At 66.8% G+C, this 21,030-nt stretch carries 13 protein-coding genes; 11 read left to right on the forward strand and 2 right to left on the reverse strand.

The window, feature by feature from the left end; translation table 11 throughout:
- Positions 1–4: 4 nt before the first annotated feature.
- A complete protein-coding gene (locus N4G42_RS07515; RefSeq protein ID WP_260666741.1) occupies positions 5–2,122 on the reverse strand; it encodes a catalase in 2,118 nt (705 codons plus the stop codon).
- A 222-nt stretch (positions 2,123–2,344) separates the two neighbouring features.
- Between N4G42_RS07515 and N4G42_RS07520 the strand changes: the two genes are divergently transcribed.
- The 6 genes from N4G42_RS07520 to N4G42_RS07545 all read left to right on the forward strand — a co-directional run bounded on the left by N4G42_RS07520 (position 2,345) and on the right by N4G42_RS07545 (position 15,766).
- A complete protein-coding gene (locus N4G42_RS07520; RefSeq protein WP_260666868.1) occupies positions 2,345–8,329 on the forward strand; it encodes an alpha-2-macroglobulin family protein in 5,985 nt (1,994 codons plus the stop codon).
- 79 nt (positions 8,330–8,408) lie between these two features.
- A complete protein-coding gene (locus N4G42_RS07525) occupies positions 8,409–8,777 on the forward strand; it encodes a hypothetical protein (RefSeq protein WP_056747520.1) in 369 nt (122 codons plus the stop codon).
- Positions 8,778–8,832: 55 nt separating this feature from the next.
- A complete protein-coding gene (locus tag N4G42_RS07530; RefSeq protein WP_260666742.1) occupies positions 8,833–9,702 on the forward strand; it encodes a methylglyoxal synthase in 870 nt (289 codons plus the stop codon).
- Between the two features lie 60 nt (positions 9,703–9,762).
- Complete coding sequence (gene pbpC / locus N4G42_RS07535) at positions 9,763–12,084, forward strand: penicillin-binding protein 1C (RefSeq protein ID WP_260666869.1); 2,322 nt, start codon at positions 9,763–9,765, stop codon at positions 12,082–12,084.
- 84 nt (positions 12,085–12,168) lie between these two features.
- Entirely contained in the window at positions 12,169–14,457 is a 2,289-nt protein-coding gene (locus tag N4G42_RS07540) for a diguanylate cyclase domain-containing protein (protein ID WP_260666743.1), read from the forward strand.
- A 142-nt stretch (positions 14,458–14,599) separates the two neighbouring features.
- Entirely contained in the window at positions 14,600–15,766 is a 1,167-nt protein-coding gene (locus N4G42_RS07545; RefSeq protein ID WP_313771901.1) for an alpha-hydroxy acid oxidase, read from the forward strand.
- Positions 15,767–15,781: 15 nt separating this feature from the next.
- Here N4G42_RS07545 and N4G42_RS07550 read toward each other — a convergent pair whose 3' ends face one another.
- Positions 15,782–16,195, reverse strand: coding sequence for a c-type cytochrome (locus tag N4G42_RS07550; RefSeq protein ID WP_099732035.1), 414 nt, complete (start codon positions 16,193–16,195; stop codon positions 15,782–15,784).
- A gap of 245 nt (positions 16,196–16,440) precedes the next feature.
- Here N4G42_RS07550 and N4G42_RS07555 point away from each other — a divergent pair, with 245 nt between their 5' ends.
- The 5 genes from N4G42_RS07555 to N4G42_RS07575 all read left to right on the forward strand — a co-directional run bounded on the left by N4G42_RS07555 (position 16,441) and on the right by N4G42_RS07575 (position 21,026).
- Positions 16,441–17,016 carry an RNA polymerase sigma factor gene (locus N4G42_RS07555; RefSeq protein WP_260666744.1) on the forward strand — a complete coding sequence of 192 codons (576 nt, stop codon included), beginning with the start codon at positions 16,441–16,443 and terminating at the stop codon, positions 17,014–17,016.
- 7 nt (positions 17,017–17,023) lie between these two features.
- Positions 17,024–17,815 carry an anti-sigma factor domain-containing protein gene (locus N4G42_RS07560; RefSeq protein WP_260666745.1) on the forward strand — a complete coding sequence of 264 codons (792 nt, stop codon included), beginning with the start codon at positions 17,024–17,026 and terminating at the stop codon, positions 17,813–17,815.
- 149 nt (positions 17,816–17,964) lie between these two features.
- The gene (locus N4G42_RS07565; RefSeq protein WP_260666746.1) at positions 17,965–19,518 is read left to right on the forward strand and encodes a DUF4331 domain-containing protein; all 1,554 of its coding nucleotides are present in this window, start codon (positions 17,965–17,967) and stop codon (positions 19,516–19,518) included.
- A 17-nt stretch (positions 19,519–19,535) separates the two neighbouring features.
- Positions 19,536–19,787, forward strand: a complete 252-nt coding sequence (locus N4G42_RS07570) for a hypothetical protein (protein ID WP_108499985.1) — start codon at positions 19,536–19,538, stop codon at positions 19,785–19,787.
- Between the two features lie 96 nt (positions 19,788–19,883).
- Positions 19,884–21,026, forward strand: a complete 1,143-nt coding sequence (locus N4G42_RS07575) for a hypothetical protein (RefSeq protein ID WP_260666747.1) — start codon at positions 19,884–19,886, stop codon at positions 21,024–21,026.
- Positions 21,027–21,030 lie beyond the last annotated feature (4 nt).

Below are 21,030 nucleotides of genomic sequence, written 5' to 3' on the forward strand. Positions count from 1 at the left end.
GGCTTCAGGCCAGGGTGCGCACTTTGGGTTCGCGCTCCCACTGGCGGGTCTGGGCGGCGGCGATGAAACCCTGGGCGTCGGCCGGGTCCACCACGCCCGCATCGGGCTCGATACCACCGGCCTGCAGGATGGCCCGCGTGCCCTTGCAGGCGGCAATGGCTTTGAGGTGGCCGAACGCGTCGCGGAACCAGTCGACGGCCGCCGCCTCCTTGGCCAGCTGTGCGCCCATGTCGGGCGACAGGATGGAGGCCACGGCGTCAAACACCACCGATGGTGTGCCCGCCAGCTGCCCATCGGCGGGCAGCAGCGTGCCGTCTTTCAGCACGGCACCGCCCACCTTGGGGGCCACGATCTTCACGGTGGCGCCGACTTTCTCCAGCGCCTTGCGCAGGTTGGCCACCGAGGCGCCGTTGGAGCCGTCGGCCACCAGAATGCCGATGGAGCGGCCCTGCAGCGTGGGCTTCATGCGGTCGATGATGCGCAGGGCGGGCGACAGGGGCAGGTCCTGCACCGGCTCGGTGGTGGCCGGGGCAGGGGGCAGGGCTGGGAGCCCCAGGCCATCGGCCACGCGCTGGGCCAGGTCTGCGTCCACATGCAGCAGATGGCCCACTACGGCTTCGCGCACATGGGGTGTGCCCACCTTGGACAGCTCGAACACCAGCGCTGAGGCCATGTGGGCCTGCTCCAGCGGGCTCTGGCTGCGGTAGAACATGCGCGCCTGGCTGTAGTGGTCGGCAAAACTCTCGGCCCGCACGCGGCCCTTCACGCCATCGTCGGCCTGCGCGAAGTGGCGAAAGCCTTGCGCGAGCGAGGCGCGGGGCGTGTCAGGCTGCAGGCTGCTGGGTTCGTAGTTGACGCGGCCCTTGGGCACCTGCATCTGCATGTGCCCGTCCCGCTGCATGTTGTGGAACGGGCACTTGGGGGCATTGATGGGGATCTGCGCAAAGTTGGGCCCGCCGAGGCGGGACAGCTGCGTGTCCAGGTACGAGAACAGGCGGCCCTGCAGCAGGGGGTCGTTGCTGAAGTCGATGCCGGGCGGCACGTTGGCTGGGCAGAACGCCACCTGCTCGGTCTCGGCGAAAAAGTTGTCGGGCCAGCGGTTGAGCACCATGCGGCCGATGGGCTGCAGGGGCACCAGTTCTTCGGGGATGAGCTTGGTGGGGTCGAGATGGTCAAACGGAAAGCGTTCGGCATCCTGCTCAGTGAACAGCTGCACGGACAGCTCCCACTCGGGAAAGTCCCCCGCCTCGATGGCTTCGAACAGGTCGCGCCGGTGGTAGTCGTTGTCGGCCGATTGCAGTTTGACGGCCTCGTCCCACACGGTGGACTGGATGCCCAGCTTGGGCCGCCAGTGGAACTTCACAAACGTGCTCTCGCCCGCCGCGTTCAGCAGGCGGAAGCTGTGCACGCCAAAACCTTCCATCATGCGCAGGCTGCGGGGAATGGTGCGGTCGCTCATGGCCCACATCACCATGTGCAGGGTTTCGGGCATCAGCGAGACAAAGTCCCAGAAGGTGTCGTGCGCGCTGGCCGCCTGCGGAAAGCCCCGGTCGGGCTCCATCTTCACGGCGTGCACCAGGTCCGGGAACTTCATCGCGTCCTGGATGAAGAACACGGGGATGTTGTTGCCCACCAGGTCCCAGTTGCCTTCTGGCGTGTAGAACTTGACGGCAAAGCCGCGCACGTCGCGCGGCGTGTCCACCGAGCCTGCGCCCCCGGCTACGGTCGAAAAGCGGGTGAATACAGGGGTCTGTACACCGATGTCGGTCAGCACCTTGGCGGTGGTGTACTTCTTGAGCGAGTGCGTGAGTTCGAAGAAACCATGGGCTGCCGTGCCCCGTGCATGCACGATGCGCTCGGGAATGCGTTCATGGTCAAAGTGCGTGATCTTCTCGCGCAGGATGAAGTCTTCGAGTAGCGTGGGGCCGCGCGGCGCAGTGCGCAGCGAGTTCTGGTTGTCGGCAACCGCAATACCCTGCTGCGTGGTCAGCACCGGGTGTTTGCCGCCCGCCTGTTGCTGCAGCTCGCCCGCGTTGCCGCGAAAGTTATCGGACTGGGTGGAAGAAGGCAGGGCAGACGGCGATTTGTGGGCCGCGCTGCGCGAGGTAGGGGGTCGTGCCATGGGCGCTCCTGGGTGGTGCGTGGGGTAAAACGAAGCCACCATCTTTGGGCGCTGAGCGTTCCCAGCGGGTAGGACATGGCCCCATCGGCGCGTCGTCGGGCGCGCGTGATGACCGCTTGCCCGGCCGATACGTAAGTGCTTGCAACACACACCCGGGCGACATGGCACTTTGTTACGCTTGCTGGTTCCTTCGGAGGGGATAGCGTGAACGCAAAAAAATGGATGTTGGCCGCCAGCCTGTCTCTGGTGGCCTGGGGGGCCCAGGCCCTGCAGATCACCAGCTTCTCGCCCCAGGGCGAGGTGGCGCGCGTGCGCCAGGCGGTGGCCAAGTTCGACGCTGCTGCGGTCAATTTTGGGGACCCCAAGGCGCCCGCGCCGCTGAGCCTGAGCTGCAGCGACGCCAGTGTGACCAAGGGCACGGGCCGCTGGACTGGCGAGCGCGAGTGGGTGTTTGACTTCGAGCGCGACCTGCCGCCAGGCGTGCGTTGCACCGCCAGCGTCAAGCCGGGCTTCAAATCGCCCGCTGGCGCAGAACTGACGGGCGCCAAGAGCTATCAGTTCAATAGCGGCGGGCCATTTGTGCAGAACCTCCGCCCCAGCACCTACGAGCAGATCGACGAAGAGCAGTTCTTTGTGCTGTTCCTCAATGGTCCGGCCACCACGGCCAGCGTGCAGAGCAACGTGTGGTGCACGGCCGAAGGCGTGGGCGAGCGCATCCCCGTGCGTTTGATCGAGGGGGCGCAGCGCGCCGAAATCCTCAAGGGCCTGGGCCTGGAGAAAGACGCAGCACGCGAGCCCCTGTCCTTTGCCACACTGGCCTGCAACCGCCGGTTCACCTCGGGCTCGCGCATGCAGATCGTGTTCGGCAAGGGGGTGGCCACCCCCAGCGGAGTCGCCAACACGGTGGAAAAACGCTTTGACTTCAAGGTGCGTGAGCCGTTCTCGGCCGAGTTCAGCTGCGAGCGCGAAAACGCCCAGGCTGCCTGCCTGCCGATCCGGCCGATGATGCTGTCGTTCAATGCGCCCGTGCCGCGCAAGCTGGCGGCTGCCATTCGCCTCAAGTCCGCCAAGGAAACCCTCAAGCCCCAGATCGATGGCGGCGCAGAAGGTGCCCAGGCCGATGCCCTGGTCAACAGCCTGCAGTTCAACGCGCCGCTGGCCGAGAACACCGCTTTCACCATCGAGCTGCCCAAGGACTTCAAGGACGCCTCGGGCCGCGCGCTGCGCAATGCGGACAACTTCCCGCTCAAGGTGTCCACCGGCGGCATGCCGCCGCTGGCCAAGTTTGCAGCGGCGCCTTTTGGCATCGTGGAGCGTTTTGCCGAAGGCCCTGCGTCGGACAACCCGCCTGCGCTGCTGCCCGTGACGCTGCGCAACGTGGAGGCTGCCCTGCGCGTGCAGGGCCTGCAAGCAGGTGTTGGGACAGCCACCGTACCGGCGGGCAAGGTGAGCACGCTCAAGCCCCGCACCGACGCGGACATCATTGCCTGGTTTCGCAAGGTGCAGCGCTATGACAGTTACGTGGTCAACCGCAAGCAGGCGCGCCAGGACGTGACCGGCCCCCTGCCCAAGGTGCTGGATGACGACAAGGAATACGTGCAGTCGCGCATGCTGTCGCTGCTGGCAGGCAAGGGCGGCGTCAAGACGCTGGACCTGCCCAAGCCATCGAGCAACGACCCGCGCCCGTTCGAGGTGGTGGGCATTCCGCTCACACCCGGCTTCCATGTGGTGGAGATCGCGTCGCAAAAGCTCGGCGCCTCGCTGCTGGACGACCGCCATGGCGAAGGCCGCACGATGTACGTGCGCACCTCGGCGCTGGTGACCAACCTGGGCGTGCATTTCAAGCTGGGCCGAGAAAACGCCATGGCCTGGGTCACCACGCTGGACAAGGGCCAGCCCGTGCAGGGCGCCATGGTGCGCGTGTCGGACTGCCGGGGCAACGAACTGGCGCAGGCCGTGACCGACGCAAAGGGTATTGCCCGTGTGGAGGGCCTTTCGTCCGAACCGCCCGGCTGCAATTCCAATTCTGAGGACGAGGTCGGCCAGTCGTACTTTGTGAGCGCGCGCCACAAGGGGGTGGATGGCGTGGAGGACATGGCCTTCACCTGGAGCGACTGGCAGCGGGGCATCGAGCCCTGGCGCTTCAATGTGCCCACCAGCCGGGCACCGTCGCCGGATGAGCGTGCCCACACGATTTTTGACCGCACGCTGTTCCGCGCGGGTGAAACGGTGTCGATGAAGCACCTGCTGCGTGCCGAAACACGCCAGGGCTTTGCCCTGCCGGGGTCGCGTCCTGACACCCTCCTCATCACCCACCTGGGCAGCGGCCAGCAGTTCACCCAGCCCCTGGTGTGGCGTGGCACGGCCACGGGCGGGCTCAGCGCGCAAAGCACCTTTGCCATTCCGCCAGCAGCCAAGCTGGGCGTGTACCAGGTCGAGTTTGCGGGCAATGGCACGATGAACGGCAACATCGCGTCCGGCTCGTTCCGCGTGGAGGAGTTCCGCCTGCCCGTGCTGGAAGGCCGCATTGCCCCGGTCGATAAAAAGGCGCTGGTGCGCGTGCGCTCGGTGCCCACCGACGTGCAGATCAACTACGTGGCCGGTGGCGGCGCCGCCAACCTGCCGGTGCGCGTGTCGGCCCTGGTGCGCGGCAAGTCCCTGGAGTTCAGCGACTACGACACCTTCCGCTTCAGCCCGCCCCGCAAGCGCGAGCAGAGCAACGCCAACAGCGACGACGAAGAGGCCACCGCCAGCCAGGACGCGCGCGTGATTGCCGATAAGCTGCCGCTCACCCTCGACAAGAACGGTGCGGGCAAGGTCACCATCGACAATGTCCCCCAGGCCCGCCAGCCGCAGGAACTGCTGCTGGAGGCCACCTACGCCGACCCCAATGGCGAGGTGCAGACCCTTCGCAGCACGCAGACGCTGTGGCCCGCCGGTGTGGTGGCAGGCATCAAGACCGAGGGCTGGGTGTCTGCGCGCCAGAAGATCCGCTTCCAGGCGCTGGCGCTGCAACACAACGGCAAGCCCGCGGCCGACACCGCGCTGCAGGTGCAGGCCATGGCCCGCATCACCACCACCACGCGCAAGCGCATGGTGGGTGGCTTCTACAGCTACGACAACCAGACCGATACCAAGGACCTGGGCACACTGTGCAGCGGCAAAAGCGACGCGCGCGGCCTGTTGCTGTGCGAGGCCAAGCTCGACGAGGCGGGCGAGGTGGAACTGGTGGTCACGGCCACGGACAAGGACGGCAACACCAGCGTGGCCGCTTCGTCGGTGTGGGTCACGCGCCAGGGCGAGCTGTGGTTTGGTGGTGAAGACCACGACCGCATCGACCTGCTGGCCGAGAAGAAGAGCTACCAGCCCGGCGAGACCGCCAAGTTCCAGGTGCGCATGCCGTTCCGCTTTGCCACGGCCCTGGTGGCTGTGGAGCGCGAGGGCATCATCGACACGCAGGTGGTGCAGCTCAACGGCCAGGACCCCACGGTGAGCCTGAAGGTGCAGCCCGACTGGGGACCCAATGTCTACGTGAGCGTGCTGGCCTTGCGGGGGCGCCTGCGCGAGGTGCCGTGGTACAGCTTCTTCACCTGGGGTTTCAAGGCGCCGCGCGAGTGGTGGACCTCGTTCTGGTACGAAGGCAAGGAATACCAGGCGCCCACGGCGCTGGTGGATCTGTCCAAGCCCGCCTACCGCCTGGGTGTGGCTGAAATTCGCGTGGGCACACAGGCCCACCAAATTGATGTGAAGGTGCAGGCTGACAAGGAGAGCTACGCCGTGCGCGGCAAGGCCCAGGTCACCATCACCGCCACGCTGCCGGGCGGCAAGCCCGCCGCCAACGCCGAAGTGGCCCTGGCCGCCGTGGACCAGGCGCTGCTGGAGCTGATGCCCAACAACAGCTGGAACCTGCTGGAAGCCATGCTGCAGCGCCGCAGCTGGGGCGTGGAGACTTCCACCGCGCAGATGGAAATCATCGGTCGGCGCCACTATGGCAAGAAGGCCGTGCCCGCCGGCGGTGGTGGGGGCAAGTCACCCACGCGCGAGTTGCTGGACACCCTGCTGCTGTGGGAGCCCGCGCTCAAGCTCGACGCCAACGGCCAGGCCAAGGTCACCGTGCCGCTCAACGATGCGCTGACCACCTTCAAGATCGTGGCGGTGGCCGATGCGTCCACCGGGCTGTTTGGCACCGGCAGCACCAGCATCCGCGCCACGCAGGACCTGCAGATCATCAGCGGCCTGCCGCCGCTGGTGCGTGAGGACGACCAGTTCCGCGCGCAGATCACGCTGCGCAACACCACCAAGGCCGCCATGAAGGTGGAGGTGGCACCACGCGCCACGCTGCTGGACCTGAAGCCGCAGACCATCGACATCCCGCCAGGAGAGGCGCGTGAGGTGGCTTGGGACGTGACGGCCCCAGCGCAACTGGCGCAAACGCGCGCCGAGGCCATCCTGTGGGAGATCGAAGCCAAGGACCAGGTCAGTGGTGCCCGCGACGCCCTCAAGGCCCGCCAGCGCATCGTGCAGGCGGTGCCGCTCACGGTGCAGCAGGCCACGCTGGTGCAGGTGGACGGTAGCTACAACCTCGATGTGAACCCACCCGCCGACGCATTGCCCGGCCGGGGCGGCCTCAAGATGTCGCTGCAGCCCAAGCTGGCCGAAGGCCTGCCCGGTGTGCGCGACTGGTGGGCGCGCTACCCGTTTGCCTGCCTGGAGCAAAAGACCAGCAAGGCCGTGGGCCTGCGTGATGGCGCGCTGTGGCAGACCGTGGTGGCGCAGTTGCCCACCTACCTCGACAGCGATGGCCTGGCCAATTACTTCCCGCCGCGCGACGGCGACGCCAACCGGGGCAGTGACACCCTGACGGCTTATGTGCTGGCCGCCACGCACGAGGCCGCCAGCATCAACCCCGCGTTTGCCTTGCCCGACGAGGCCCGCGCGCCCATGGAGCGTGGCCTGATCGCGTTTGTGGAAGGCCGCATCCAGCGCAACTTCTGGAGCCCGCGCAAGGACCTGGACATGCGCAAGGTAGCTGCGCTCGAAGCGCTGTCGCGCTACGGCAAGGCCCAGGGCCGCATGGTGAGCAGCATCACCATCGCGCCCAACCAGTGGCCCACCCACACGGTGATCGACTGGGTCAATGTCTTGAAGCGCGTGGCCGATGTGCCCGAGCGCGACAAGCGCCTGGCCGAAGCCCTGCAGATCCTGCGCGCCCGCCTGTCGTTCCAGGGCACCAAGCTCATCTTCAGCAACGAGCAGGACGACTACTGGTGGTGGCTGATGCAGAACGGCGACGTGAACACCGCCCGCCTGATGCTGGCCGTGATGGACGACCCGGCCTGGAAGGACGACATGGGCCGCCTGGCCAACGGTTTCATCAGCCGCCAGCAGGCAGGCGCCTGGCACACCACCACCGCCAACCTGTGGGGCGGCCTGGCGCTGGAAAAATTCAGCGCCAAATTCGAGGCCACACCCGTGTCGGGCGCCACCAAGGCCAGCATGGGTGGCAACACCGCCAGCGTGGACTGGAGCAAGGTTGATCGCGTGAAGGCGTCGGACGCCACCGGCGCTCCCAACCAGATCACCTGGTTTGGTGCACCCGCATCGCCCGGCAACCTCAAGAACAACGGCATGTTCCTGCCTTGGGCAAGTGCTGCGGGCAAGGCGGGCGGCAAGGAGCAGCTGGCCGTCACGCACCAGGGCCCGGGCAAGCCCTGGCTCACGCTGCAATCCGTGGCGGCCATTGATCTCAAGGCTCCGTTCGCAGCGGGCTATGCGATCAAGAAGACCATCACCCCGGTGGAGCAGGCCAACAAGTCGCTGCCCGCCGGCCAGTACACGCGGGGCGACGTGCTGCGCGTGACGCTGGAGGTCAACGCCACGGCCGACATGACCTGGGTGGCCATCACTGACCCCATCCCGGGTGGCGCCACCATCCTGGGCAGCGGCCTGGGTCGCGATTCCGAGATCGCCACGCAGGGCGAAAAGAAGAGCGGCGCCGGCTGGCCCGCGTTCGAGGAGCGCAGCTTTGAGTCCTTCCGCAGCTACTACGAGTACCTGCCCAAGGGCATCGTCAAGATGGAGTACACCGTGCGGCTGAACAACGCGGGCGACTTTGCGCTGCCACCGAGCCGGGTCGAGGCCATGTACGCGCCCGAGATGTTTGGCGAGTCGCCCAACGCACGGGTGAAGGTGCAGGTGGCCAAATAAGTCGCCACACCCCAACGCCACTTCGTCATAACGTCGCCATGCACAGCCTTGCCCGTCGCCCACCCCAGGCGCGCATGCCATGAGCCTCAGCGTCTTTCTGGAGCTGCGGTTCTGGCTGCTGGTGGGGTTCTCGCTGGTGCTGCCGGTGGGCATTTATGCACTGCTGCTGGTCACGCGGTCGATCTCGCGCTGGGCGGTGCTGGGGTTTGGTGTGGCCCTGGTGCTGATCGCGGGTGTGGATGTGTACCTGCTGCAGTCCATGGCAGCACAGGCCAAGAGCACGCCGTCGCTGGCTGACGATGTGTGGTTCAGTTCCGAGCTGACGATTGCGCTGTACCTGCTGCCGGTGGTGTTCGGCGGCATCGGCGTCAACCTGATTTCGCATGTACTGCTGCGCCACCTGACCGAGGCCGAGGGGCGGTTTGACCGTGAGCACTCCGATCGCTGAGTCGTGAGGGGCTTACGATGCTCCGATCCCTTCGTTTTCAGAAAGTCAAACCGCCATGATCCTGGGTCTCGCTGCCAATCGCCTGCACCACCACACCGAAGACGCGGCGCTCTTTTCCTGGTTGCGCGTCTGCGAGGCGGGCATCCGGGAACTGCAGCTGGGGCTGCACGCCGTGGGCCGCACGCACGATGCCATCGTCGCTGCGGGCATGTTGCAGGGGTACCGGCCGCTGGTGCGCTATCCCTACGGGCGCGACGGGGGGCTGATGAAAGTGGTGGCAGAGGTGGTGGGCATGGGGGAAGGGCGCACGCTCGATGGCGCGATCTACCTCACCGACCCCGTGGACCCTTCTTCCTTCTTCCCCGAGGCGCTGGCCCTCAAGCGGCAGTGTGTGATCCACGGCAAGCCGTTTCTCTCCACCGTGGCCAGCGCACGCGACTGGATCGAGATGGAGCGCATCCACGCCGGGTTGCCGCCCGATCAGCAGGCCGACCGGTTTCATGACCATGGCACCCAGACGCTGGCCCTGATTGCGCACGACGCGTGCAAGCAGGCCATGCTCGACTTTGCGGATCGCAACTTTGATGTGCTGTCGCAGTTTCGCCATCGGGTGGCCACCGGCACCACGGGTCAGCGACTGAACGCCCTGGCGTGGAGCAAGGGCTGGCCCGAAGGGCAGCCCTGGGTGCAGCGTTTTAACAGCGGGCCGCTGGGTGGCGATGCGCAGATTGCCGACCTGGTGTTGGAGCGCCGTTGCCACCGCGCCGTTTTTTTTGAGGACCCGCATGTGGCGCGCCAGCACGAGGCCGACATCCAGCTGCTGGAGCGCGCCGTGACCACCGCCACGCACGACGCGGTGTGTGTCACCGTACCGGGCGTGGCGCAGCGCTGGTGCGACGCCGTGCGCCTGCGCGCAGCGCGCTGATGGCGCTTTTATCTCTGTGCGTTTGTGTTCCTTCCCTTCGCTTCCTTCGTCACCTTGCGCATGCGCACCCAGGCCACCGCTCTGGTGCTGGCGGCCTGCGCCTCGGGCGCCTGGGCCATTCCCACGTTTGACGAGGTGCGCGCGGACTTCAAGCCCTCGGACACCCTGATCCTCTCGCGCGAAGGCGAGGTGCTGCAGCGCTTGCGCACCGACGCCACCGTGCGGCGTGGCCAGTGGGTGCCACTGGCCGATGTGTCGCCCGCGCTGCGCCAGGCGCTCGTGCTCAGCGAAGACAAGCGGTTTTTTGAACACAGCGGCGTGGACTGGCGTGCGGCCTCGGCCGCCGCCTGGGGCAACCTGTGGAACCAGCGTACACGCGGGGCCAGCACCATCACCATGCAGCTCGCGGGTCTGCTGGATGGGGACTGGCGCCAGGGCCCCGGAGGGCGCACGGTGGTGCAGAAGGTCGGCCAGACCGTGGCGGCCCAGGTGCTGGACCGGCGCTGGCGCAAGGACCAGATCCTGGAGGCGTACCTCAACCTGGTGCCGTTTCGTAGCGAGCTGGTGGGCATCGATGCATTGAGCCGCACCTTGTTTGATAAGGCGGCCCACGGCCTGGACGACCGCGAAGCCGCGGTGGCAGCGGCCCTGGTGCGCGCACCCAACGCAAGGCCTGCGCTGGTGGCTCAGCGTGCCTGCGGCGTGCTGCGCGACATGCAGCAGCGCCCTTCCACCCCCGCCTCGCCCGCTGCACCGGCGGTGCGCGTGGATTGCGATGCGCTGGATCTGTTCACTACGGCCGCACTACAACGCCGTGCCTTCGAGGCGAGCGAGGGGGTGGCGCCGCACTTTGCACGCTACCTGCTGCGCCAGCGGGACAAGGACAGCGTTGTGCCCGAGCGGGTGGCCACCACCCTGCGCGCGCCGTTGCAGCGTTTTGCCATGCAGAGCCTGCAGCAGCACCTGCGCGAGTTGCGCGGGCGCCATGTGGAAGACGGCGCGGTGCTGGTGCTGGACAACGCCACTGGCGCGGTGCTGGCCTGGGTGGGGTCATCCGGCCAGCTCAGCCAGGCCAGCGAGGTCGACGGGGTGCTGGCGTTGCGCCAGCCGGGCTCCACGCTCAAGCCGTTCTTGTACGCCCAGGCGATTGCCGAACGGCGGCTCACGGCGGCCTCGCTGGTGGAGGACTCGCCCGCGCAGATCACCACGGCGGGCGGGCTCTACATTCCGCAGAACTACGACCGCCAGTTCAAGGGCTGGGTGTCGGTGCGCACGGCACTGGCGGCGTCGCTCAACGTGCCCGCCGTGCGCACGCTGGTCATGGTCACGCCCGATGCGTTCCACCGGCAGCTCGGGGCCATGGGATTGCCGCTGCGCGAAAGTGGCGACTACTTTGGCTACAGCTTGGCACTGGGCAGCCCCGAGGTACCGCTGCTGCATCTGACCAATGCCTATCGCACGCTCGCCACCGGCGGGCGTGCCAGTCCTGTTGCAGTCACGCTCGCCAACGGCGGGCGACAGGGCAGCGTAGCCCCGGCCGATGCCAAGCCCCGCTTCACGCCAGCCATCGACCCACGCGCCGCCTTCATCGTGGGCGACATCCTGTCCGACGGCAATGCACGCGCCCGCACCTTCGGCACCGACAGCGTGTTGGCCACCCGCTTCTGGACGGCGGTGAAAACCGGCACCAGCAAGGACATGCGCGACAACTGGGCGGTGGGCTGGTCCGAGCGCTACACGGTGGGTGTGTGGGTGGGCAATGCCAGTGGCGCGGCCATGCACGAGGTCAGCGGCACCAGTGGTGCAGCGCCCATCTGGGCAGCGGTGATGGGCTTTCTGCACGCCCGCGAGCCCAGCCGGGCCCCCAAGGCCCCTGGGGGCCTGGTCAGGGCGGCTGTGCGGTTTGGTCCGGGCCAGCCGCCCTCTGCAGGCGTGCCCCAGCCACTGGAGGCTGCGCGCGACGAATGGTTTGTGCCTGGCACGCAGCAGTCTTTGTTTGCTATTGATTCGATAGCTTCCGAGCCATATTCCACTAGCACATCCGGCCAAAAAGTCTCCAAAAGCGCTGCCTCGACCCCTACGGCGCCTCCTGCAGGTGCCTCTGCCCGCATCACCGCCCCGGCATCCGGCACGGTGATCGCGCTGGACCCGGACATCCCGCCGATGCGACAGCGCCTTCAGTTCACCGCCACGGGCGATGCAGTGCAGTGGCGGCTGGACGGCAAAACCCTGGGCCGGGGGCCTCGGGTGGCCTGGATGCCGTGGCCTGGGCGGCATGTCGTGCAGATCACGGATGCCCAGGGCAAGGTGCTGGACGAAGTCCGGCTGGAGGTGCGTGGTGCCGGTGTGGTGGCAGCGCCCCCCCGGGCAGGTGCGCATTGACGCTGACAAACCCGAGGAATACGGTGTGAATTCGGGCTAAGTCCCGGTTAAGGCGACTGTTTAAAATAGTTACAAACTATCCCTATGCCCTCGCTTCGCCAGTTTTTCTCTCACCGCCTGATCTGGCTGGCTTTGCTGGTGGCTCTGGGTATTGGTGCGTTGTTCGCCCGCACCATCTGGACCATTCGCAATGACGAGTGGAGCTATGCGGTCCAGACTAATTCCAACCTGGTCCGCACCTTGGACCAGGGGCTGGCCTGGGCGCTGGACTCTTTCGACAAATCCCTGGAGGGCGTGGCCCGTGAGGTCGCGCGACCCGAGGTGTGGGCGCTGCCACCCGACCTCCGTTCACGGGTGGTGTTCGACAACTCGCTGCGTGCGGGGGGGGCGGGCGACGTGCTCGTCCTGGATGCTGAGGGCAATGTCGTTCTGGACTCGGGCTCGCTCGTTCCTCGTCGGGTCAATTTGGCCGACCGCGACTACTTTCAAGCGTTTCGTGACCAGGGAAAGCAAGGGCTGTTCTTTGGCAAGCCCGTACCTTCGCGGGTGACGGGCCTCAACATCCTGCCGATCTCTCGTGCTTACTACCACCCCGATGGCAGCTTTGCCGGGGTGGTGGTGGGTGCCATTCGCCTGAGTTATTTCAAAGAGCTGTATGGGTCTTTGGATCTCGGAAACAACAGCGGTATCAACCTCTTCCGGCAGGACGGGGTGGTGATATCGCGCTTTCCCTACGGAGACGCCGATGTTGGCAAATCCATCGCGGGCTCTCCGAACCTGGTGCGCTTCCAGACCGAGGGCGCGGGATCGTTCGTCGGTGTAGCGGCGCTTGACGGGATTGAGCGCCTGTATTCCTTCCGGCCCGTGGGCAACTATCCGCTGATCCTGAACGTCGCCCAGTCCACCGACACCATCCTGGCCAAGTGGCGGAGCAGCGCCTGGGTGCTGGGCGGCTTTGCCGTGCTGCTGATGTTGGGCTGCCTGGGGCTGGCCCTGCTTTTTGTGCGGGAGCTGGTGTTGCGCCAGCAGGTGTCGGCGCGCCTGACCGAGGCCGAGCACGACCTGCGCACCACCCTCGACAACGTGCCCTCGATGATTGCCTACTGGGATGCCGGTATGCACAACCGCTTTGCCAACCGCGCAGCGCTCGAGGAGTTTGGTACCTACCCGGCACCGGTGCGTGGCCGCCACATCAGCGAGCTGCTGAGCGAGGCCCGGTACGCGGCCAGCAAGCCCAACTACGACTTGGCGTTGGCAGGCAAGCCACTGCGCTTTGAGCGCACGGACGAGGACCAAGACGGCCTGCCGCGCCACTGTATCGTGTCCTATCTACCCGATACCGATGAGCGCGGCGTGGTCACCGGGCTGTTTGTGCAAGTGACGGACATCACCGAGCGCAAGCGCATGGAGAACGAGCTGTTCGACGAGAAAGAGCGCGTGCGCCTCACGCTGCAATCCATCGGCGATGCCGTGATCTGCTCGGACGCCAGGGGCATGGTGACCTACCTCAACCCCGTGGCCGAGCGCCTTACGGGCTGGCAGGCGTTTGATGCGGCCGGACACAACGTGGACGAGGTGGTCAGCCTGCGCAGCCCCGACAACGACGAGCCCTTGCCCAACACGCTGCGCACTGCGATTCAGCATGGCGCGGCCACAGAACCCGTGCGGGGCGTGCTGGTGCACCGCACCAGCGGCCAGCGCTTCCAGGTGGAGGAGACGGCCAGCCCCATTGCCGACCGCCATGGAGCCGTGACCGGCGCAGTGGCCGTGCTGCGCGACGTGACCGAGGCCGTGGCCATGGCCGAGCGCATGTCCCACCTGGCCCAGTACGACGCACTGACCGACCTGCCCAACCGCGTGCTGCTGCAGGACCGAGCACAGCTGGCCATGGCGCAGGCGCGGCGCGAAGGCAAGTCGCTGGCGGTGATGTACCTGGACCTTGATGGCTTCAAGGAGGTCAACGACCGCTTGGGCCACGATGTGGGCGATGTCCTGCTGGTGCAGTTTGCCCAGCGCCTGCAGGCAGCGGTGCGTGCATCCGACACGGTGTGCCGGCAGGGGGGCGATGAGTTTGTGGTGCTGCTGCCGGGGCTGGATGGGGTGGAGCACGCCTGCCTGGTGGCGCGCAAGATCCTGGCGGCCTGTGACGCGGCGTTTGCCCTCGCGGGGCAGCCGGTGCGGGTGGGCGTGAGCGGTGGCATTGCGCTGTTCCCGCAGCACGGCAGCACGTTCGATGAGCTGTCGCGCCATGCTGACGGCGCCATGTATGCGGCCAAACGCGGCGGGCGCATGCGCTTCATGCTGTACCAGGGCCCGGATGCCGATCCCGAGGTGGTGTTGCCCGAGTCCTCTCAAGTGGCTGCGGCCCAGTAGTCCATCTGCTGAAGTCGGGCGTCCGGGTGGCATGGCGCTGTCCGTCGCTGGAAATTTGTTGCAAGCCGTCGAAAAAATTTTGATGGCTGGCCCCCGCGCCACCGCCTACCATTCGGCGCATTCCCCATCCTGGAGAGCCTGCGTGCCCAATCTGTCCAAAATCACCTGCATCGAAGACCTGCGTGTCATTGCCCAGCGCCGCGTGCCGCGCATGTTCTATGACTACGCCGATTCGGGCTCGTACACCGAGGGCACCTACCGCGCCAACGAGAGCGACTTCCAGCGCATCAAGCTGCGCCAGCGCGTGGCCGTGAACATGGAAGGCCGCACGACCCGCACCACCATGGTGGGGCAGGACGTGGCCATGCCCGTGGCCATTGCACCCACCGGCCTCACCGGCATGCAGCATGCCGATGGCGAAATTTTGGGCGCCAAGGCGGCGAAGGCGTTCGGCATTCCGTTCACGCTCTCGACCATGAGCATCTGCTCCATCGAAGACGTGGCCGAACACACGGGCCGCCACCCGTTCTGGTTCCAGGTGTATGTGATGCGGGACCGCGACTTCATCGAACGCCTGATCGACCGCGCCAAGGCGGCCAACTGCTCGGCGCTGCAGCTCACGCTCGATCTGCAGATCCTGGGCCAGCGCCACAAGGACATCAAGAACGGCCTCTCGGCCCCGCCCAAGCCCACCATCGCCAACCTCATCAACCTGGCCACCAAGCCGCGCTGGTGCATGGGCATGCTGGGCACAAAACGCCGCAGCTTTGGCAACATCGTGGGCCACGCCAAGGGTGTGGGCGACCTGTCGTCGCTGTCGTCGTGGACGGCAGAGCAGTTCGACCCGCAGCTCAACTGGGGTGATGTGGAGTGGATCAAGAAGCGCTGGGGCGGCAAGCTGATCCTCAAAGGCATCATGGACGCCGAAGATGCGCGCCTGGCCGTCAACAGCGGTGCCGACGCACTGATCGTCAGCAACCACGGCGGGCGCCAGCTCGATGGCGCGCCATCCTCCATTGCCGCACTGCCCGGCATTGCCGCAGCAGCCGGCAAGGACATCGAGGTGTGGATGGACGGCGGCATCCGCAGCGGGCAGGATGTGCTCAAAGCCCGCGCTTTGGGCGCGCAGGGCACGCTGATTGGCCGCAGCTTCTTGTACGGCCTGGGGGCCTACGGCGAGGCGGGCGTGACGCGTGCGCTGCAGATCATCCAGAAAGAGCTGGACATCACCATGGCTTTCTGTGGCCATACCAACATCAACAACGTCAATTCGTCGATCCTGCTGCCCGGTACCTTTCCCACGGCCTGAGCGGCTGAAAGCCCTTTACCGGGCGGCCGTCGCCGGCGCCGGCAGGCGTTTGAGCGTGGCCAGGTAGGCCACCACGTCCTCGCGGCCCTGTGCATCGTCGAGCTGGTAGTCCATGCCCTGTCCGGGGATCAGCGCCTCGGGGTCGGTCAGCCAAGCCTTGAGCGTGGCACGCGTCCACAGCAGCTTGCTTGCACGCAGCGCGGGCGAGTAGTCAAAATCCTTCAGCGCGCCCGCGCGGCGCCCCACCACGCCCCGGTGCGCCGGGCCGTCGCCATGCTGGTCCGGGCTATGGCAGCTGCTGCAATGCGCCGCGTACAGCGCAGCGCCACGCTCCACCGACTGGGCCGCAGCGGGGCTGTGGGCCCCCCACAGCAAGGTGGCCGCAACGGCAACCCAATGAACAGGGAACAGTGGGCGAGGCAGAGGCATGGCGGGCAGCATGGGGTGGAAAGCGCGAGCGTTGTGGGCAGAGGTGACTCTTGCAGTACGGACGATCCCGCCGCCTGGATTCATGCCCGTCGCGGTTGGGGTGCCCGGTACTCGACTACACCAATTCACGGAGCCAGGGCACTGTTTTTGTGTCCGGCGACATCCAAAGTGCCTGCTGTGGCGTATTCACCTACAGCAAAGCCCCGCAAGGCCTGCCAACCCGATCAATCCAAGACAATGGGCGCATGAGCACCCTCCACCCAGACAGTGAACTGATGGACCTCCTAGACCGCATCGCCGCGCAGGACGACTCCGCGCTGAAAAAGCTGTACGAGCGCACCTCGTCGCAGCTTTTTGGCCTGGCCCTGCGCATCGTCCGCAACCGCGATGCGGCGGAGGATGTGCTGCAGGAGGCGTTTTTGACCATCTGGCGCGGCGCGGGCAACTACCGCGCATCGCTGAGTCCGCCCATGGCCTGGATGGGTTTGATCGTGCGCAGCCGGGCGCTGGATGCCCTGCGCAAGCGCGCCACCGACCGGTCCGATCTGATGAACGAGCTGGATGACGAGATGGCGCAGACGCTGGAGGGCGACATGCCCAACCCCATGGACGCCGCCGATGCCAGCGAGCAGGCCTTTGCGCTGCACCACTGCCTGGGAAAGCTCGATCACAAGCAGCGCGAGGTAGTGAGCCTGGCCTACCTGCGCGACCAGAGCCACGGCGAGCTGGCAGAGCAACTCAAGCTGCCGCTTGGCACCGTCAAGACCTGGATCCGCCGGGGCCTGGAACAGCTGCGCACCTGCATGGCGCGTTTTGCGTGAGGTTGCCATGAACATTACCCAACACCCCGAACTGCTCGACCGCCTGGCTGCCAGCTACGCCCTGGGCACACTGCGTGGCGGCGCCCGCCGCCGATTTGAAAGCCTGGCCCGCGAACACGCCACCGTGCGCGCTGCCGCGCTGGTCTGGCAGACCCGCTGGTCCGGCCTGACCGAGTTGCAGCCCGCCATCCACCCCGCGCCCGCCGTGTGGACGCGCATCGACAACCTGGTGCAGGCCGACCGGGCTGCGGCAGCCATGCAGGCGGCCCGTGTGCACCAGGCCGCAGTGGCCCCCAGCGGCTGGTGGCGCAACCTGCTGGTGTGGCGCGGTGCGGCGGCTGCGGGCGCCATCGCCACGCTGGCGGCTGTGGTGGTGGGCGTGCAGGTCAATGGAGGCCTGCGTGCCACCACGGGCGCGCAGATCGCCGCACTGCAGCAACAACTGCAGGCCACGCCCCAGATCCAGTACGTGGCGGTGCTGGCCGATGACAAGGCCGACGCGTCGATGCTGGTGACGTTCGACCCCAAGAACAACCAGCTCGTGCTGCAGCGCGTGGGCGGTTTCCAGGAGGGGACGGACAAGTCCTTGCAACTGTGGGCGCTGCCGCCCGCTGGCGGCCCGCGCTCATTGGGCGTGCTGGGGCAGGACAAGCTGCTCAAGCTGGTGGCCCAGGAGGGCGATGTGAAAGAAGTCCCCACGCTGGCCATCAGTCTGGAACCCAAGGGGGGTGTGCCCAGCGCCACAGGTCCGACCGGGCCGGTGCTGTTCAAGGGCGCTCTGATCCGCAAGGCCACCTGACACCTGGGTTTCAGGCAGTTGCGTACAGGTCTGGAAGAACCGGTGGCAAAAGAAAAGAATAGTCGCCACCATTGAATCCACGGGTTTCTCTTCGTCGTATTCAAGGTGGGGTGCTTGGCACCCCACCATCCACCTACGAGGAGATCCCCATGCCATTGAAAAAAATCAGTGTGGCCGTGCTGGCTGTTCTGGCTGCCAGCGCAGCGGGCGTCAGTCTGGCGTCCAGCCACCGCGAGGCGCCGTTCATCACGACCCAGCCCAAGGTTGACGGCAGTGACTTCTACCTGTTCAACAGCTACGAACCGGGTCGAGCGGGTTTTGTCACCATGATCGCCAACTACCTGCCGCTGCAGGATGCCTACGGCGGCCCCAACTACTTCAGCCTGGACTCGAATGCGCTGTACGAGATCCACATCGACAACAACGGCGACGCAGCGGAGGACATCACCTTTCAGTTCCGCTTCAAGAACACGCTGAACAACGGTGGCAACGGCATCACGCTCGATATCGGTCCTGATGGTGCCCGCAAGAAGGTGGCCATTCCGCTGCGCAACGCCGGTGGCATCAGCGGCGCAGCGGGCGACCCGCTGGCCTACCGCGAAGAGTACGAGATGTTCATCGTGCGCGGCGACCGCCGTACCGGCAAGCGCGAGCAGATCACCATGGCCGGTGGGGGCACCACCTTTACCAAGCCCATCGACTACATCGGTGAAAAATCGCTGGGCAATGCGGCTGCCTACGACGCCTATGCCGGCAAGTATGTGTATGGCATCAACATCCCCGGTTGCGCCACCCCCGGCAAGGTGTTTGTGGGCCAGCGGCAGGACCCGTTCCCGGTGTCGTTGGGCACCATCTTTGATCTGGTGAATGCACCTGCCGCCGTCATCACCAGCGAGTCGAATGCTGCGGCCTTCGGCGCGGGCCAGATTGCCAATAAGAACGTGACGTCGCTCGCGGTGGAAGTGCCCACCAACTGCCTCACGGCGGCATCGGGCGAGAAGGTCATTGGCGGCTGGACCACTGCCAGCCTGCGCCAGGCCCGCTTGCTCAATGGCAAGCCAGACTCGGGCCTGCAGGCCAGCGAGAAGGCCGGTGGCGCATGGACGCAGGTCTCGCGCCTGGGCATGCCGCTGGTCAACGAGGTGGTGATTGGCCTCAAGGACAAGGACAAGTTCAACGCATCCAAGCCCAAGGATGATGCGGCCAACTTTGCGGACTACGTGACGCACCCCACGCTGCCCGCGCTGGTCGAGACGCTGTTTGGCGCCAAGGCCCCCACGAACTTCCCGCGCACCGACCTGATGACGGCCTTCCTCACGGGGCTGCCCACCGTCAATCGCCCCGGCAACGTCACCGGCCTGGGTGCCGGCGGCCCCCTGGCCGAAATGCTGCGCTTGAACACGGGCATTGCCGCCACAGCTGCGGCTGCGCAGAACTCGCTGGGGGTGGTGGCAGGGGATGCGGCCGGCTTCCCGAACGGCCGCCGCTTGGGCGACGACGTGGTGGACGTATCGCTGCGCGTGGCCATGGGTGCGCTGTGCACGGTGACGGGTGCCACGGACACGCTCAAGGTGGGCTGCAAGCCGGGTGATGCCCCGGCAGGAGGGGTAGCGTTTGTGGACGGCTCGCGCACCAAGGCGACGGACTACCGTACGGCGTTTCCGTATGTGAACCCACCGCTGCCTGGTGCCAAGAACTTCTGATCCGAAGGAGCCACACCATGCAAAAGAACCTTCGGATTCAGCACCTGGCCCTTACTTCGGTGGCGGCATTGGCCATCACCGGTTGCGGCGGGGGCGGTAGCGGCGACAACACGGCAGACCCTGGCAATGGGGGCCCCGTGATGGTGAATGCGTTCGCGTATGTGCAGCCCATTGTGGCCAGCGGCGCGTCGGACACCGCCGAGCCTCAGGCGGTGGACCAGCTGGTGCTGTCCAGCACCGAGGCTGAAGAGCCCGATTCGCGGCTCTGACCCTCGCGCGATGTCCTGGCTGCGCCCTGAAGGGGTGTGGCCAGGGCGTGCGTGGCTGATTGTGTCTCTTTCGATATCCGCTGTTGTCACGAGCCCATGAAGAAACCTCATCGCTGTGTGTGCGTGGCCTTGTGCCTGGTGCTCTGGGCGGGCACGGCCCTGGCGGCCTTGCCGCAGGACTTGCCACCTGGCCTCGATGCCGATGTGGTCGAGCGTCTGCCCGAGCGTGTGAGCGCAGCCCCCGTCACGCCCCAGGCCGCTGCCGCCACGGCCCGGCGCTGGATCACGCTGTCACGCGAGACGGCGGACCCGCGTTACCTGGGCCGGGCACAGGCGGCCCTGGCTCGCTGGTGGGGCCAGGCAGACGCCCCGGCCGATCTGCTGGTGTTGCAGGCCACCGTAGAGCAAGGGCGCCATGAATTTTCAGCCGCGCGCGCCACGCTGGAGCGCGCCTTGCAAACCAACCCCGCACAGGTGCAGGGCTGGCTCACGCTGGCCACGCTGGAGCGTGTGGCCGCGCGCTATGAGGCCGCCGAGGCCGCCTGCCGCAACGTAGCCCGCTATGGTGCTGCGCTGTACGCCACCGCCTGCCTGCTCGAAACCCGTTCACTGCAAGGCCAGCACGATGCCGCACGCAATGGCTTCACCGCCCTGCGACAGCAGGTTGCGGGGGATGCCGCCCAGCGGGCCTGGATCGGGTCGCTGCTGGCCGAGAGCGAAGAGCGCGCAGGGCGCGATGACGCTGCCGACGCGGCCTACCGCCGCAGCCTGGCCGATGCCCCCGACGGCTACACCGCGCTGGCCTATGCCGACCAGCTGTTGCGCCGCAATCGTGCGAGCGCCGCGCTGGAGGTGCTCCGGCACCAGCCCGACAGCGACTCCGTGCTGCTGCGGCGCGCGCAGGCCCTTCGGCTGATGGAGGACGCCGCGTGGCAGCCCCTAGTGCGCGACCTGGAAGCGCGTTTTGCCGCCATCGCGGCGCGCGGAGAGGGGCTGGACGCCCACGCCCGGGAGCGTGCCTTGCTGGCGCTGTGGTTGCAGGGGCAACCCGCCGCCGCATGGAAGGCGGCCCGCACCAACCTTGCCCTGCAAAAAGAGCCCCTCGACTGGTGGCTTGCACTGCAGACCTCTGAGCAGTCGGGCGACGCTGCTGCCCACCAGGCCGTGCGGCAGGCCCTGCAGCAAGCAGGGCTGCAAGACCTGCGTCTGGCGCGCTGGCAGACCCGGGGAGCCCAATGATGCG

Source organism: Acidovorax sp. K2F (genome assembly GCF_025246485.1).
In the GTDB taxonomy this organism is placed as follows: Bacteria; Pseudomonadota; Gammaproteobacteria; order Burkholderiales; family Burkholderiaceae_C; genus Acidovorax; species Acidovorax delafieldii.